The 16,583-nt window shown below is 41.8% G+C and carries 16 protein-coding genes; 13 read left to right on the top strand and 3 right to left on the bottom strand.

Annotated features, from left to right (window positions below; all coding sequences use genetic code 11):
* The first annotated feature begins 118 nt into the window (after positions 1-118).
* Positions 119-2,212, top strand: coding sequence for a cytochrome c biogenesis protein CcdA (locus LZG71_RS24410; RefSeq protein ID WP_233824900.1), 2,094 nt, complete (start codon positions 119-121; stop codon positions 2,210-2,212).
* A gap of 84 nt (positions 2,213-2,296) precedes the next feature.
* Here LZG71_RS24410 and LZG71_RS24405 read toward each other — a convergent pair whose 3' ends face one another.
* Positions 2,297-3,052: a hypothetical protein gene (locus LZG71_RS24405; RefSeq protein WP_233824898.1), complete on the bottom strand. Its 756-nt coding sequence runs from the start codon at positions 3,050-3,052 to the stop codon at positions 2,297-2,299.
* 131 nt (positions 3,053-3,183) lie between these two features.
* Positions 3,184-4,659, bottom strand: a complete 1,476-nt coding sequence (locus LZG71_RS24400; protein ID WP_233824896.1) for a M48 family metalloprotease — start codon at positions 4,657-4,659, stop codon at positions 3,184-3,186.
* 226 nt (positions 4,660-4,885) lie between these two features.
* Between LZG71_RS24400 and LZG71_RS24395 the strand changes: the two genes are divergently transcribed.
* Positions 4,886-5,701, top strand: a complete 816-nt coding sequence (locus LZG71_RS24395; protein ID WP_233824894.1) for a 1-acyl-sn-glycerol-3-phosphate acyltransferase — start codon at positions 4,886-4,888, stop codon at positions 5,699-5,701.
* Positions 5,702-5,775: 74 nt separating this feature from the next.
* Positions 5,776-6,696 (top strand): TIGR01777 family oxidoreductase, encoded by a 921-nt coding sequence (locus LZG71_RS24390; protein ID WP_233824892.1) that lies wholly within the window; start codon positions 5,776-5,778, stop codon positions 6,694-6,696.
* A 25-nt stretch (positions 6,697-6,721) separates the two neighbouring features.
* On the opposite strand, the gene LZG71_RS24385 is transcribed toward LZG71_RS24390, so the two are convergent.
* Complete coding sequence (locus tag LZG71_RS24385; protein ID WP_233824890.1) at positions 6,722-8,197, bottom strand: M61 family metallopeptidase; 1,476 nt, start codon at positions 8,195-8,197, stop codon at positions 6,722-6,724.
* A 99-nt stretch (positions 8,198-8,296) separates the two neighbouring features.
* Between LZG71_RS24385 and LZG71_RS24380 the strand changes: the two genes are divergently transcribed.
* From LZG71_RS24380 to accC, 10 genes are all read left to right on the top strand, one after another.
* Positions 8,297-8,944, top strand: a complete 648-nt coding sequence (locus LZG71_RS24380; RefSeq protein ID WP_233824888.1) for a hypothetical protein — start codon at positions 8,297-8,299, stop codon at positions 8,942-8,944.
* A 76-nt stretch (positions 8,945-9,020) separates the two neighbouring features.
* Positions 9,021-9,653: a NeuD/PglB/VioB family sugar acetyltransferase gene (locus tag LZG71_RS24375; protein ID WP_233824886.1), complete on the top strand. Its 633-nt coding sequence runs from the start codon at positions 9,021-9,023 to the stop codon at positions 9,651-9,653.
* 47 nt (positions 9,654-9,700) lie between these two features.
* Complete coding sequence (locus tag LZG71_RS24370) at positions 9,701-10,621, top strand: hypothetical protein (protein ID WP_233824885.1); 921 nt, start codon at positions 9,701-9,703, stop codon at positions 10,619-10,621.
* Between the two features lie 173 nt (positions 10,622-10,794).
* Positions 10,795-11,361, top strand: a complete 567-nt coding sequence (locus LZG71_RS24365) for a DUF177 domain-containing protein (protein ID WP_255713192.1) — start codon at positions 10,795-10,797, stop codon at positions 11,359-11,361.
* A gap of 71 nt (positions 11,362-11,432) precedes the next feature.
* Positions 11,433-11,627: a 50S ribosomal protein L32 gene (rpmF, locus tag LZG71_RS24360; RefSeq protein ID WP_233824883.1), complete on the top strand. Its 195-nt coding sequence runs from the start codon at positions 11,433-11,435 to the stop codon at positions 11,625-11,627.
* Positions 11,628-11,759: 132 nt separating this feature from the next.
* Positions 11,760-12,698, top strand: coding sequence for a phosphate acyltransferase PlsX (plsX, locus tag LZG71_RS24355; protein WP_233824881.1), 939 nt, complete (start codon positions 11,760-11,762; stop codon positions 12,696-12,698).
* A gap of 89 nt (positions 12,699-12,787) precedes the next feature.
* Positions 12,788-13,783 (top strand): beta-ketoacyl-ACP synthase III, encoded by a 996-nt coding sequence (locus LZG71_RS24350; protein ID WP_233824879.1) that lies wholly within the window; start codon positions 12,788-12,790, stop codon positions 13,781-13,783.
* A 70-nt stretch (positions 13,784-13,853) separates the two neighbouring features.
* On the top strand, positions 13,854-14,420 hold the full coding sequence (efp, locus tag LZG71_RS24345) for an elongation factor P (RefSeq protein ID WP_233824877.1): 567 nt from the start codon (positions 13,854-13,856) through the stop codon (positions 14,418-14,420).
* A gap of 92 nt (positions 14,421-14,512) precedes the next feature.
* A complete protein-coding gene (gene accB, locus LZG71_RS24340) occupies positions 14,513-14,992 on the top strand; it encodes an acetyl-CoA carboxylase biotin carboxyl carrier protein (RefSeq protein WP_233824875.1) in 480 nt (159 codons plus the stop codon).
* Positions 14,993-15,027: 35 nt separating this feature from the next.
* Positions 15,028-16,371: an acetyl-CoA carboxylase biotin carboxylase subunit gene (gene accC / locus LZG71_RS24335; RefSeq protein WP_233824873.1), complete on the top strand. Its 1,344-nt coding sequence runs from the start codon at positions 15,028-15,030 to the stop codon at positions 16,369-16,371.
* The last annotated feature ends 212 nt before the right edge of the window (positions 16,372-16,583 follow it).

The following is a 16,583-nucleotide window of genomic DNA, read 5'->3' as shown; positions in this document are numbered from 1 at the left end:
TGAATTTTTTCCTGAAAATTACGTTCCATTAATGAAGCCAAGACAAAAGTCTATAAGTTTACTAGATAAAATCAATACTGAATTTATTTTTATTCAGCTTTTACCATTTTCCGACAAGATGAAGCGAATCATTTTTCTTTCCCTCTTTTTTCTCTCATTATTTACAACCGCTAATTCGTTTGGACAAATCCAAAAACCGGCGACCTGGACTTATACCTTCTCGAAAAATGAGGTTAAAAAAGGAGAAACGGTCGACTTGATATTTACAGCCATTTTGCAAAATGACTGGTACATCTATTCAACCGAATTTGAAGCGGACGGCCCTATTCCAACCAGTTTTACTTTACAACCTCATGCGTCTTTTGAGCTTGTCGGCAAGGTAAAACCACAGAACCCCAAGGAAAAGTATGATGAGATATGGGAAGGCAAAATTCGTTTTTTCGACAATAAAGGCGTTTTCAAACAAACCGTAAAAATACTGACCGACAATCCTGTTATTAAAGGTAGCTCGGACTATCAGACTTGTCGCCATACCAATGGTGTATGTGTTGGGGGTAATCAGGATTTTGAATTCAAAGGAATTAAAGTGCTTGCCGGTGCAGCTGTACCTGAAAAGGAAACAATTGAGACAAAAACAGAGGGCACCCAAGGCACGGCTAATCCCGAAGTTGCTGCTGCTACGGACACTACTTCCCAAGAAATCATTTCAGCAACCGGCGTAGCGACTGACACAACGGTTTCTACAACATCTGACGATAGTAACGTTGTCACCAGCACTGATGAGGCTGCCGGAGATAAATCACTCTGGGGTTTCGCTCTGGCCGCATTTCTTTCCGGTTTGGTAGCACTACTTACTCCCTGCGTTTTCCCGATCATCCCGATGACGGTGAGTTATTTTACCAATCAGGAAAACGGGAAAGTAAAGGCATTGCTTTACGGGATATCGATCATTCTTATTTATACCTTAATTGGCACCGTCGTTTCCCGAATCAACGGACCGGCTTTTGCCAACTTCCTGAGTACACACTGGTTTCCCAACCTGTTGTTTTTCGCCATTTTCTTTGTTTTCGGACTTTCATTCCTGGGCTTGTTTGAAATCGTTTTACCAAGCGGTTTTGTAAATAAAATGGATGCACGTGCCGACAGAGGTGGTTACGCTGGAGTCTTTTTTATGGCATTCACATTGGTACTAGTATCTTTCTCTTGTACAGGACCGATCGTTGGTAGTTTGTTGGTTGCTTCTGCGGGCGGTGAGGTTGTGAAACCTATCATCGGTATGGCTGCATTTTCAGCAGCTTTTGCCATCCCTTTCACGCTGTTTGCCTTATTTCCTCAATGGTTGAAATCGCTTCCAAAGTCTGGTGGCTGGCTCAATACAGTTAAGGTTGTGTTAGGATTTCTGGAACTGGCGCTCGCACTTAAATTTTTCAGCATTGCCGATCAGGTATATCACTGGCGACTGCTAGACAGAGAAGTTTATCTGGCTTTCTGGATTGTGATATTTGGCATGTTAGGATTTTATCTTTTGGGCAAGATCCGCACTCCACATGATTCGGTAACCGAAAAAGTGAGCGTACCGCGCCTCCTTCTTTCCATTATCACTTTCACGTTTGTGGTATACATGATACCTGGAATGTGGGGAGCTCCGTTAAAAGCGTTGGCGGGATATCTTCCTCCTCAATCGACATTGGACTTTGATCTGAGTAAACGGACATCCGGAACAGCCAAGGTCACCTCAGGCGAAGTAAAAAAATATGCGGATCTTTTTCATCTTCCACACGAATTGGACGGCTTCTTCGATTACAAGGATGCACTCGCGTATGCAAAAAAGGTTAACAAACCTGTTTTTATAGACTTTACCGGTCACGGGTGTGTGAACTGCCGTGAAATGGAAGCACGTGTGTGGCCGGATCCTGAGGTATTAAAAAGGCTGGAAAATGATTTTGTGATCGTTGCTCTGTATGTAGACGATAAAACGGAGCTGTCGGAATCACAATGGTATACCTCCAAATACGACAATAAGGCAAAAAAGACAATCGGAGCGCAAAATGGCGACCTGCAAATCGTGAAGTACAATAACAATGCGCAGCCTCATTACTGCATTGTGGACCATGAAGGCAACCTGCTTGTTCCACCTAAAAATTACGATTTGAATCCGGCTAGCTTTGCAAAGTATCTTGATAGTGGGAAGGCAGCGTTTGGAAAGAAGTGATATTCTATGTTGGAGTTATTAGCCAGTAAACGAAAAGAGGGATCCCTGGATCCCTCTTTTCGTTTATAAGTCGTTATCACCGAATCAAGGCACAACAAAAGATACCACAGCAGATTTACTGTCTGGATTTAATGAAGCAAGCACATAATTGTTTGTGATTTGATCTTGATATCCATCTAACAAATCTGTGGAACCATAAGCCTTTAAATTAACTGTATCTCCTGATTTAAAGCCACAGGCTTTCATGCACGACCTGCAAAAAGTAATTGCATTAGCCCCATTAGTCACTTTAAAAGTCCTGGAAAGATTTTTAGGTATTGATACAATGTCATTAAGCCCCACATTCGCATCAGTAGACATTATAAAACGAACGTATTTCAACCCGTTCGCTGGTGGGAATGACACATTTACGTCCATTTTCACTGAATCATCTTTCACGGTTGCAATCAAAGAATTTACAATGACATTGCTCGCCGCCTTCATAGTATACCCTAATCTATCTTTGCCCGAATTAATACTGTCTATCCGCGAAGGTGTAAGATATTCCTTGTACGTTCCAAAGCCCGGTTTGGAATAGACCACCACCAAATTTTTAGTATCATCCAGCTTAGGCAGCAAAAAACTCCCTTTTTCATTTGTAACTACACTAATCAAGGGATTGGAATTTTCAATGGATACATTCACACCGCTCCAATCTTTTAACAGATTATCATACTCGTCAAAAACGGTAACGTGCCCCAGATATTTTTCTAGATCGTCTTCTTGATTGATATCTGATCCTTTTTTCGAGCAGCTTGCAATAACAAAAGCAAGTAGAACAAAAATGCATAATTGTCTCATATTTTGGATTAGTTTGAAGGGTGAATATTAACCTTAAAACGATACAAATAATTTAATATTATACTCAAAAAAATGACCCTGAGATACCGAAACATCCCAGGGTCTGAACCTTAAATAATATCGCTGGATTGTTATTTACCCAAAGTTTTGATCAACATACCTTTGTCAACACGTTCTGTAAGTTCCATTCCGTTCAGAATAGCCAGGTCAGCCAATTTCCCATCAGGCATATTGAAATCTTTAAGTGCCTCGCGAAGCGTTGCGTTACGCTGAACGGTCTTTATTCTAACTCTTTCTGGCTGGCGATTCAAAATATTAGGATCGTTAACAGCCTTAAAACCTTGTGCTATTGATCTAAACTGCCCAACACTGTTTGCAAAGGTAGCTGCCGTGGAAACACCATGCATCGCATAAATATTTCCACCATACTGAATAAGCCATGAAGCCACTTGCGTAGTGGTTTCCGGAGTTTTAGCCTGTTGTTGCTGCCCTTCCTGAGCCTGCTCTACCTGCGTCGAAATAAGCGCTATGGCAGGATTACCATTAATGGTCACCTTATTATTTTCTGAAACCTGCAAACTATAATTTTTAATGACTGCCTGGGCTGCTTCATCCAATGTTTTTCCCTCTGCCATTGTAAATAGCATCATGGATTTGCCGTCCTTGGCAGCCATTTGGAACTGAGATGGGGTATTTTCGTATTGCCAGCCGCTTGGAACAGGAAACTGCATCTTTAATTCAGGGTGATAAAACTGACCATTCTCTACAAAACCCTGCTTAGGATCTTCTCCGTATATGATCCCTTCTATCTTGCGCAGATATTGATCCCGATTTACAGCGTATTGACCAGGATGATTCTTCTGATATTCGGCTGCCAGCTTTTTTACATTGTTAAGCCTGTCGCCCGGATCAGGGTGCGTAGACTGGAATGTTGGAATGCTCTGTCCGCTCTTATCACTCAGCCTTTTTAGTGTTCCAAAAAAATCAGCCATTTCAATCGCATCGTATCCAATCTTGCTGGAATAATCCACCCCGATTTTATCTGATTCCGTTTCATGATCCCTGCTGTAACTCAGGAAGAGCGCCTGCACAGCCTGAGCTGCCTGATCACCCATGCTACGGATCTGTGGTGAGAGTACCATACCTGCCATAAGTCCAACCTGGCCCAAAATCTGAGTGGTTTGCTGACGGGCAGAATGACGTGCCGTAACGTGCCCGATTTCGTGACCTAATACACCAGCGAATTCAGCTTCATTATTGAAATGAGCCATAATACCTCTTGTAAAGTACACATACCCACCCGGAACTGCGAAGGCGTTCACAACCGGCGAATCAACAATATGAAACTGATAATTGAGCTCGGGACGATGAGAAATTTTTCCCATTGCTGATCCCTTTTCATTGATGAAGGCCTGTAAATTTTTATCGTCGTATAAACCCATTGAAGCCACAACAGCAGGGTGAGATTCCGCACCTATTGCCAACTCCTTTTCTTTTGACATAAAGATGATCTCCTTCTTGCCCGTAACCGGGTTTTTAGAACATCCTGATAACATTCCAACGGCCAGAATACCCGTGAGAAGCTGTAACTGAACTTTCATTTTCATAAAATTAAGCTGGTGAGTTGCTTAGTAAGTTTGTCAAAATTAAACAAGTCTGCTCCCATTCTCAAACAATCATGCCAGGAGCTTTGTATATACGTTGGATGTTCAAACTGGTAACTAATTCAGGATTATAAAAAATATAAGAATGCTATTATTATATTGCCCCTGATAAGCGCAAAACGTTAATTTACTACTTTTGACGAAACATGCTTTGGTATATTTTGCTGGTATGAATTATAAAAAGAGCACATTTAGCTTACTGCCGTCATGGTTGGTCCCTCTGGATTTCTTCGGAATTTTCGAGAAGGACCCATTTGGCAATTACCTGGCAGTCAAACGTTTTTTCATATTTGTTATCGGCTGGTTTACCTATTACCGCTATACGGCGGTAAATAAAATCCGAATTACGGGTGCAGACCAGCTTTTGAATCTGCCGGACAACGGTGTCCTGTTCCTGTCTAATCATCAGACTTACTTCGCCGACGTCATCGCTTTTTACCATATTTTTTGTGCTGCTAAATGGGGTTATAAAGACACCATATCCCCACCGTTTTATCTCTTTTCGCCACGTGCACGCTGCTATTATGTGGCTGCTTCGGAAACAATGAAAGAAGGTTTGCTTCCCAAATTGTTCAGTATAGGAGGAGCCATCACAATTGACAGGTCGTGGCGTGCTAATGGGGAAAACGTAAAGCGACAGTTGGATAACTCGGCACAGGACAAAATTGGCATGGGACTGAAACATGGCTGGGTAGTAAGTTTTCCGCAGGGAACAACCAAACCTTATGCACCGATAAGAAAAGGTACCGCCCATTTAATCAAAGATCATCAACCCATTGTGATTCCTGTTGTAATTAACGGTTTCAGAAGAGCATTTGATAAAAAAGGTTTACGGTTCAAAAAGCGTAATACCAAACTTACCGTACATTTCAAGGAACCCATGCATTTTTTACCGGATGAATCCCTGGAAAGCATGATCGAACGCGTCACGAGGGCAATCGAACAGGATTCCCCGGGAGGAGTTGCTCCCGCCACAATCGAATAATGTAATGGTATGCTTTTTGTTGACCTGAATATGCGTGATTGAAAATCACGTTCTTATCTCAACCAAAAACTTCAATGGGACAAAAAGTACTGATTACCGGCGGAACCGGACTGGTTGGAAAGCGGCTAACCCAATTACTTTTAAAAAGAGGATACGATGTCGCGCTGCTAAGCCGGAAAAAGGAGACCATTCCTTCGGTAAAAGTGTACGAATGGAACGTTGAGAAGGACTACATAGAGGATGGAGCAATTTTTAATACATCCTATCTCATTCACCTGGCCGGTGCAGGCGTAGCTGACAGCAGATGGACAGACGAACGAAAAAAGGTCATTCTGGAAAGCCGCACTAAAACAACCCAGCTCGTTGCACGCCATTTAAAAGACCATAACATTACGCTCCGGTCTTTTATATCTGCGTCGGGCAGCAGTTATTACGGTGAAGATACCGGCAATCAGCAGCATACAGAAAGGGATTCTCCCGGAAACGATTTTTTGTCTCATGTAACTGTGGAGTGGGAAAAAGCTGCGGATGAAATTGCCGGATCCGGCGTTAGGACTGTCAAACTTCGGACAGGAATTGTATTAAGTAATGATGGAGGCGCACTACCCAAAATGTCCTTGCCCGCCAAATTCGGCTTTGGCGCGCCGCTTGGCACAGGCAAACAATGGATCTCATGGATACATGAGGACGACCTCTGCAATATGTACCTGCAGGCAATGACCGACGAATCGTGGAAAGGCGCCTACAACGCTGTTGCACCGGGCCCTGTAACCAATGCAGAACTTACAAAAGAAATATGTAAAGCACTAAATCGTCCGCAGTGGTTTCCCAACGTTCCTGCATTTGCATTAAAAGCAGCGTTCGGGGAAATGGCCAATGTGGTTTTGGGCAGTAACTACGTGATCAACGACAGGATATCTACCGAGACCGATTTTAAGTATCGCTTTACCGATCTGAGTGAAGCGCTGAGCGATGTTTTCAACAATCGAAAATAGCTGTTTCCCAAACATCGGGTTTGAGTTATTCCTCTTCCTCCGAAAGCGACTGTACCGTTGATAACCATTTATCTCTCTGCATTTTGGCACGAAAATCATCCATCACATTGAGCTGAATATTTCCGTTACTGAAAGTAGTCATTTGGAGGCCAACAAACGCCAATGCTTCATTTAGTCTGGTTTCCATCGGTTCATTCCCGAAAATGCACTCCTGCCAATACCATTCCAGACTTTCTCCAGCAACTTCTTCGGCAATGTCAATGTAGTCCTGAAGTGTATATCCAATAAAGGGTTTTCCAAAACGGAGCCAAAGCAACTGCATCACATTGTCCAGAGATTGCTTGTGATTGGTCTTTTTCCGAATGTATAAATCTAAAATCAGTGCAGCCAGAGCGCCTTTATGGTAAACCGAGACCTTCCTGTCAGGAATTCCTTTTTCGTAACCATCCAGCCAAAGATCAAATGATGATTCTGTTAAAGATTGGCGCGCTGAGCCGGCGTTTTCAAAATGCCGCTTCATGTAAACCTGCAATTCCTTAATATAGGCTTCGTGGTTAAAAACGCCCGAACGTTTCAGAAAAAGATCTCCGTAGTAAGTCGTGCAACCTTCTGCTACAAAACAGGTTGCAAAATAATTTTCTTTGGTAAAGTCATACGGCAAAAGCTCTATGGGCCTGATTCTGATGATATTCCAGGCATGGAACAATTCGTGAGAACTTACTCCAAGCAGATCGGTGTATAAGCCTTCACCTTCATCGTCGGGTCCCAATACTACCATAGTAGAATTGTGGTGCTCCACACCATGGTAAAAGGCTGTTGGAAGTATCAGATTCAAGAAATGGTACCGATTTTCAGGGAACTCACCCATCATAGCAATCTGCTCCCTCGAAAATCGCCTAAAATCCCGCTTGATACGCTCCCAATTCGGCCTCAGATTCCCATGCATCCAGATGCTGAACTGCACCTCACCCACCTCATAATTACATCTTTGTAAAGTGGTTGAAGCCAGAAGCGGACTATCCACCAATTCATAAAAATCATTGCCAACTAATGTATTCTGAATTCCGGGAGACTTCGCAAGTCCACAGGCAATTTCGAAACCGTCGGGCAATTCAAGTTTAATGGAACAGGGGTCTCCAATTCTTCCTTCTGTGTACATGCAGAAATTGATAAAATTGAGATACCACAGTTCTGAATCCACATAACTGCTGCCTGCATTTTGAATTGCAGCGTAATAAGAATACCGTATCTGCACTTCTTTTTCACCCTCGGTACGAACCTTCCACCGGTCTTTGGAAATCTTGTTCAGCGATAGTTTCTGACCCGATTTCGAGATCGCTTCAAAAAATTGAATATTTTTGGCAAAATTTTGAATTTCGTAACGCCCTGGTCTCCATGCCGGAAGCTGTATTTCTATATAATCGCTGCTGATATCCGGGATCGTGTAGGTTATAAAAAGAAAATGAGACGCGGGATCGTTTACAGAAATATGATAATGCATAAAAATAGAATAGGATTACAGGAGGAAAACTGAACAGGCAAACCAAAATCCAGTTTTTTTACGTTAAACTTTACAACAATATAAATAAACGAATAATAGATGAAAATTAAAATCCTCCTTTCATGCTTCACTGTGATAATGCTTTTATCGGTATCACAGGTAATTGCACAAACAGACGAATACTATCGTCCGGACACACTGGGAAAGGAAAAGCCTCAGAGAAAAGAAATACCACCTGTGGAAAAACAGGAAGTTGTAGAGAAGAAAAAAGAAGTAGATTTCAAACAGCAGCCTTTCATAGACCGTCTCCGTTTGGGTGGAAGTTTCGGTTTAAGCTTTGGTAGTGTTACCAACGTGAACCTTTCTCCAATGGCAGGCTACGAACTAACAGAAAAACTGGTAGCTGGCGTAGGTCTTACAGGTATGTATTTCAGGTCTAAATATTATGGCATTAACTCTCTGTATTATGGAGGTCGTGGCTTTATAATGTATAACGCATTTCCAATGGTCAATTTAATCGGAGAACTGGAAGGAATGAATGTGGAAGCTTCTTATCAAAAAAGAAAATGGCTTGCTTCTCCATTACTGGGAGCCTCCTATTCTCAGCCTATTGGTGCACGATTTATCAAGGCTGTGCACCTTACAATACTATATAATTTAAGTTACAACAATCAGATTGACCAGTACAGCGGACAAAACCTTTCGCCATATAGCAGTCCTTTTGTATTCAGAGTAACTTTCCTATAATTTTTTACATTACAATATCTGTTAAGGTCTCAGCGATTATTATTCTGATTTAATCAAACAGATTCATCAAATCAACATGGAAAACCCGGTTTTAATTTTTGGCGCAGGAGATATTGGTGTACAGGCACTCGACATTTTCAGAAGGAATAAAGTGCTTGTTTACGGCCTTTTAGATGATAAAAAAGAATTACACGGCCAGGAATACGGCGATGTGAGTGTATTGGGCGACACCGACGACACTGGTTTTGTAAACATTGTGGGTGAAAAATGTGAAGCATTTGTTGCCATTGGTGAGCGTTCGGTACGCGAAAGAATAGTAGAAACGCTTATTGAAGATCGTAAAGCAATGCCCGTCAATGCGATTCATGACACTGCCGTTGTTTCAGAAATGGCAGAAATAGGCCACGGGAATCTGATAGCAGCACGTGTAACAGTTGGGCCCAAGTCCAAAGTAGGCAGTCATTGTCTGGTTCAGGCAGGAGCTATTCTGGACACCTGGGTACAGGTTGGCAACTATGTTACGATCGGCAGCGGCGCCATTATCAACGACCGGGTTAAAATTGCCGATGGAGCGTTTATCGGTTCCGGAGCCATTATTGTTGCCGGAATTGAAATTGGCAAAAATGCGCGTGTTGGTGCAGGCTCCGTTGTGATTGAAAATGTGCCGGCAAAAGCGACCTATTTCGGAAATCCTGCGAAGAAGGTTTAGACACCGCAATTCGCCACACACACTTTATCAACTAAATACATATAGAATTGAAAAGAAACGATGCTTTATGGAAAGGCATACTAGAAAACATTACAGATGATTTCTTACGTTTTTTCTTTGCAGAGGCAGACACACTATTTTCATTAGAAAAAGGATTTCAGTTTCTGGACAAGGAACTAGAGCAGCTTTATCCAGCCGATGATATTCAAGCGCCTAAGTTTGTAGATAAACTGGTTAAGGTATTTACAAAATCCGGAAAAGAGGAATGGATTTTGGTACATGTTGAAGTTCAAGGTTATGATGACGATAACTTTGCGCAAAGAATGTTTACCTACTTTTACCGCATTCTGGATAAGTATCGTAAACCGGTAACAGCAATTGCTATCTTCACCGACAGCAACAGAAAATCCAGACCTACTTTTTTCGAATATGACTATCTCGGTACTAAGGCAACTTTTCAGTTTAATACTTACAAAGTAATTGAGCAAGATGAAGAAACCCTTGTCAACGATACCAATCCGTTTTCAATTGTAATTCTAACAGTATTGCTGGCGTTAAAAAAGAAGAATCTGAGTGACGAAGAACTCTATAATCTCAAATATAAATTAGCCAAAAACCTGCTAAGGAAACAAATTTCCAAAAGGAAGGTAGACGATCTGCTTATTTTCCTGCAGCGGTATGTATCTTTTGCAGACCCGGAATATAATATTAAATTTGAGAGGGTAATTGAAGTACTAACTGAAAACCAAAGAACTATGGGCATAAGGGAACTAGTGCTGGACATGGCAAAAAAAGAAGGGATTGCTCTCGGGGAGAAAAAAGGGATTGAAAAAGGCAGAGAAGAAGGAAAGGCCGACGTCATTAAAAATTTATTAGCGATTGGCAAATTTTCAACAATGGAAATTGCAAACTTTACCAATGTTACACCCTCGTTCGTCTTAGAGGTAGAAAAATCATTGAAAAAGTAGTTGATTTTTTAACACTGGATATTAGAAAGACTCTTTCCAGGAGTCTTTTGATTTTTGAAACCCGTAGAAATATGCTTTGCATGGAGTTATTCTTAGGGTTCTACCTACAAGACCAATAAAATTTCCTTATTGTTTTTTTATTAACACGAAAAGACACTACCTTTGCAGTCCTTTTGTCAGAAATAGTGAAAGAGCTAAGTAAATACAACATAGACATTTACGGTTTGGAAGACAAACTGTATGACTATGATATGGAATCGGGTGATGCGTTTTTTGAGGAATTGGAGCAGGATATTATTGAAAGCGGCCATTTCAAAACACATGTCGAACTAACCAAGTCGGCAACCATGATCCAGCTTCATTTTCATACAGAAGGAACCGTGGGCCTCGTATGCGACCGCAGTCTGGAACCTTACGAAGAGCCATTTATCTCAGACGATAAAATTATCCTGAAATTTGGTGAACAAAATCAGGAATTAACAGATGAGATCGAGATTATAAACAGAAACACCAACCGCATTAATATTGCCAGGTACATTTTCGAGTTTATAGCTTTATCGTTACCAGTTAAAAAAATACATCCAAGTTTAAGAACCGACGAGGATGATAATTTTTCGGAAGATGAAGACGAGGTAGTATTGGTTTACTCTTCGGAAGCACCGGAAGATGAAGAAGGCGAAAGCACCGACGAGAAAATTGACCCTCGCTGGGAGGCTTTAAAAAAACTAAAAGGAGAATAGATCAGGCTGAAAATGCCGGTATATAAATAAGAGTTTCAAAATCGAATATTAACACAAGAACATAAAGCATCATGGCACATCCCAAGCGGAAAATTTCCAAAACCCGTCGCGATACACGTAGAGCTCATGACTTCCTGACTGGCAAGCAATTGGGAACTGACTCTTCAACAGGTGAAATCCACCAGTTTCACCGTGCACACGTACACGAAGGAAACTTGGTATACAGAGGGAAAGTAGTGGTTGAGAATTACTCCAAAACGGTTTAATTTTTACCAGTGAAGATATCAATTTCGCAGCAGCCGTATAAAAGTTGTTGCGAAATTCTTTTTTACTAAGGCACAACTGCTAAATTTACACCTTCGATTTCTAACTTATTAGTATAAAATAACAGCGTGTAAATGAAAATTGCGGTAGATGCTATGGGGGGAGATTTAGCTCCACAGGCTATTGTTGAAGGGGTTATGCAAGCCGCTTCTGAACTACCATCGGAGGCACGAATTGTATTGATCGGGCGGGAAGGCATTATTTTGGATATTTTTAAACAAAATAATTACACCCCTACCAATATTGATATCGTTCATGCAGAAGATGTTATTGAGATGGGCGAACACCCTACCAAAGCACTTTCACAAAAGCCCAACTCCAGTATTGGAGTAGGTTTCAGGCTTCTCAAAGAGAAGGAAGTGGACATATTTTGCAGCGCAGGTAACACTGGTGCCATGCATGTAGGTGCACTCTTCAGCATTAAAGCTATCGAAGGTATTTTACGTCCGGCTATCGCAGGTCTGGTACCGCAGGTTGGCGGAGGGCATTCTATTATGCTTGATATTGGCGCCAATGCCGACTGCAAACCGGAGGTATTAGCTCAATTTGGTGAAATCGGATCTCTTTTCGCTCAGCATACCTTCCAGATCGACAATCCCCGTGTTGCTTTAATGAACATTGGAGAGGAAGAACAGAAAGGTTCATTAACCGCACAAGCAACTTATCCTCTGTTGCAAGGAAATAAAAAAATTAATTTTATTGGTAACATTGAAGGAAAAGACCTCTTCAATGATAAAGCTGATGTGATCGTAACAGACGGTTTCACAGGAAATATCCTGTTCAAACTTGGTGAATCGCTGTATGACATCATGAAAAAGCGAGGGATTCAGGATGATTTTATAGATCAGACGAATTATGAATCCATCGGCGGGAGCCCGATCATAGGCGTGAACGGAAATGTGATGATAGCCCACGGAATATCTTCACCTCTGGCAATAAGAAATATGATCGGCTGGGCATACAAACAGGTAAAAACGAAAGCGTACCTGCATATTGCTCAGGCACTAAATTAATTACCTATGCCTATAACCACGCTGTTATCAATAAAACGACATTGTCTTTTAACACAATCCAACCGGATTATGATTGTTACAATTGAACCATGACCCAAATTAGAGCCTCTATTACAGGAATACAAGGGTATGTGCCTGATTACATTCTGACCAATGCCGAATTGGAAACAATGGTAGCTACCAATGATGAATGGATTGTTAGCCGTACTGGTATTAAAGAAAGGCGCATTCTCAAAGGCGAGGGCTTGGGGAGTTCACACATGGGAGCTGAGGCTGTAAAAGGATTGTTGGCTAAAACCAATACTTCTCCCGGCGAAATCGATCTGCTGATTTGCGCAACCACAACCCCGGATTTCATTTTTCCCTGCACAGCCAACCTCATTTGCGATATGGTTGGAATACGTAATGTCGGTAGTTTTGACATTCAGGCTGCGTGTTCAGGTTTTGTTTATGCACTTACATTGGGATCTCAGTTTATTGAGACCGGAAAATATAAAAAGATAGTGATTGTTGGATCGGATAAGATGTCTGCAATAACAGACTATACTGATCGTAAAACATGTATTTTGTTTGGTGACGGCGCAGGTGCCGTTCTGCTTGAACCAGATACAGAAGGATATGGAATTCATGATTCCATCATTCGTTCTGACGGAATGGGATATCCATATCTGCATCAAAAAGCAGGAGGAAGCCGTTACCCGCCCACACATGAAACAATAGATAACCGCTGGCATCACGTTTTCCAGGACGGTGCTCAGGTTTTCAAATTTGCAGTTACAAACATGGCCAACGTTTCTGCTGAAATTATGGAGAAAAATGGCTTAACGGGAGACGATATTGCATGGCTTGTTCCACATCAGGCCAACCGCCGGATTATAGAAGCCACTGCTAACAGAATGGGGGTTGGAATGGATAAAGTAATGATGAACATTCAGAATTACGGAAATACCACAGCTGCAACCATTCCGCTTTGTCTCTGGGATTACGAATCACAACTGAAAAAAGGAGACAATCTGATACTTTCTGCCTTCGGAGGTGGATTCACATGGGGATCAGTATATTTAAAATGGGCTTACGGAGCCTAGCATAACGCTCTGGCTTTGGCCGTCTACATTTTTGAATTAAAAACAATTTCGAATTATTTATTGAATTAAAATGGCAACTACAGCAGATTTGCGTAACGGATTGGTAATACACTTTAACCATGATCTGTTTCAGGTTACAGAATTTCAACACGTTAAACCCGGCAAAGGAAATGCTTTTGTTCGTACAAAATTAAAGAGTTTAACATCCGGTAAAGTGCTGGACAACACGTTCTCATCTGGAGCTACAATTATTCCTGTACGTGTGGAGCGTCATAAATTTCAATTTTTATATAAGGACGACGTAGGATTCAACTTTATGAATTCAGAGACGTTTGACCAGGTATTGATTGACGAAAAACTGATCACCAACGCTGACCTGATGAAGGATGGCCAGGAAGTTGAAATTCTGATTAACACTGAAAATGACTCTGCTCTGCTTTGCGAATTGCCTCCTTTCGTTGAATTGGTAGTTACCTATTCTGAGCCGGGCTTAAAAGGTGATACAGCCAACTCCCCTAAAAAGGCGATTGAGGTTGAAACCGGTGCAAGAATTATGGTTCCTTTATTTATCGAAGAAGGACAAAAAATCAAAGTTGATACACGTACCTACGACTACGTAGAAAGGGTAAAATCATAAATTAATTTTTCTGGTAAAGGTAAAAGTTCTATCTACCCTGCTTATTATCAAGCAATAACGATAACTTCCCCGCACTGCTAAAAACTTTCTAAATGGAAACCAAAGAAATTCAAAAATTGATTGACTTCATCGCTCAGTCTGGTCTGGATGAGGTAAATATTGAAACCAACGAATTAAAGATTAAAGTGAAAAGATATGGCGCTGCTCCTGTGGTGTACACATCTGCTCCACAAGCAGCAGCTCCGGCCGCTGTTGCAGCACCGGTAGCCTCTGCTACCCCGACCTTTGCAGCAGAAGCACCAGCAGCTGCCGAAGCAGCACCTTCTTCTAATCTGATCACGATTAAGTCTCCGATGATTGGAACATTCTATCGTGCTTCAAGCCCTGAAACACCTGCTTTTGTAAGCATAGGTGATGAAATCAAACCAGGAAAACCTGTTTGCGTGATTGAGGCCATGAAACTTTTCAACGAGATCGAGTCTGAAATTTCAGGAAAGATTGTAAAAGTACTGGTTGAAAACGCAACTCCTGTTGAATTTGATCAGCCTCTGTTCCTGGTTGAGCCTGCATAAGGCAATGGATGATCTGTAAAACTTAACTGATTTTCATGTTTAAAAAGATACTCATTGCCAATCGCGGGGAAATTGCCCTGCGAGTGATAAGAACCTGCCGCGAAATGGGCATTAAAACGGTTGCTGTATACTCTACTGCCGACCGTGACAGTCTGCATGTCCGCTTTGCAGATGAAGCCGTTTGTATCGGTCCTCCTCCAAGCAGACAATCCTATCTGAGCATACAAAATATTATATCAGCTGCGGAAGTTACCGGTGCTGATGCGATACATCCGGGATACGGATTTCTATCAGAAAACGCAGAATTCTCTCAGATCTGTGCTGACTATGGCATCAAGTTTATTGGTGCAACAGCTGCTCAGATTAACGGAATGGGCGACAAGGCTACCGCAAAAGCGACAATGATTGCTGCCGGTGTTCCTGTTGTTCCGGGTTCTGAAGGTTTGCTGGAATCTGTTGAACAAGGTAAAAAACTTGCCGAAGGAATTGGTTATCCTGTAATTGTGAAAGCAACAGCCGGTGGTGGCGGACGCGGAATGCGTGTGATCAACAAACCGGATGAATTCGAAAAGGCATGGAATGATGCCCGTACCGAATCTGCTGCTGCTTTTGGTAACGACGGTTTATATCTTGAAAAGTTTGTAGTTGAACCTCGCCACATTGAAATCCAGATCATCGGAGATCAGTTTGGTAAAGTTTGCCACCTTTCAGAACGTGACTGTTCTATTCAGCGTCGTCACCAGAAATTGGTTGAAGAAACACCATCGCCAATTATCACACCTGAACTTCGTGAGAAAATGGGTGCCGCTGCCATCAAAGGTGCACAGGCTATTGGATATGAAGGTGCAGGAACGGTGGAGTTTTTGGTAGATAAATTCGGTGAGTTCTTCTTCATGGAAATGAACACCCGTATCCAGGTAGAACACCCTATCACCGAAGAAGTTACAGATTTTGACCTTATCAAGGAGCAAATAAAAGTAGCTGCCGGTGAGCCAATAACAGGTGTAAATTATACGCCGAAATTGTTTGCAATGGAATGCCGGATTAACGCCGAAGATCCTGCAAATGGTTTCAGACCATCTCCTGGTAAAATCACCAATCTGCATTTCCCGGGAGGGCATGGTATTCGTATTGACAGCCACGTTTACAGCGGATACACCATTCCACCGAATTACGATTCAATGATTGCCAAACTGATCGTGAGCGGCCAGTCTCGTGAAGAAGTTTTAACCCGTATGAAACGTGCTTTGCAGGAATTCGTGATTGAAGGTATTAAAACAACAATTCCGTTCCATATTAAACTGATGGATGATCCTGGTTTCAAATCAGGAAACTTCACTACCAAATATTTGGAAACTTTTGATTTTTCTTCGTTGTAAGTGTTTAAACGCAGAGTGATTTGAGTTAAACGCAGAGTTTTACAGAGAAATAATATAAACAAAGAAGTCCGGTCGTAATTGGCCGGACTTCTTTGTTTATATAGCTTGACTAGTCCTAAAATAGCGATACGGATTTAAGATTCGTTAAGTTATTACAATTAAGCCGTTGCAAGGTTATTCTTGTAACGGTTTTCTCTTTTATAGGTGCGTAT

Source organism: Dyadobacter sp. CY312, from assembly GCF_021390535.1.
GTDB lineage: Bacteria > Bacteroidota > Bacteroidia > Cytophagales > Spirosomataceae > Dyadobacter.
Note: the sequence above shows the minus strand (reverse complement) of the source record. Positions and strands in the feature narration are given on the sequence as shown.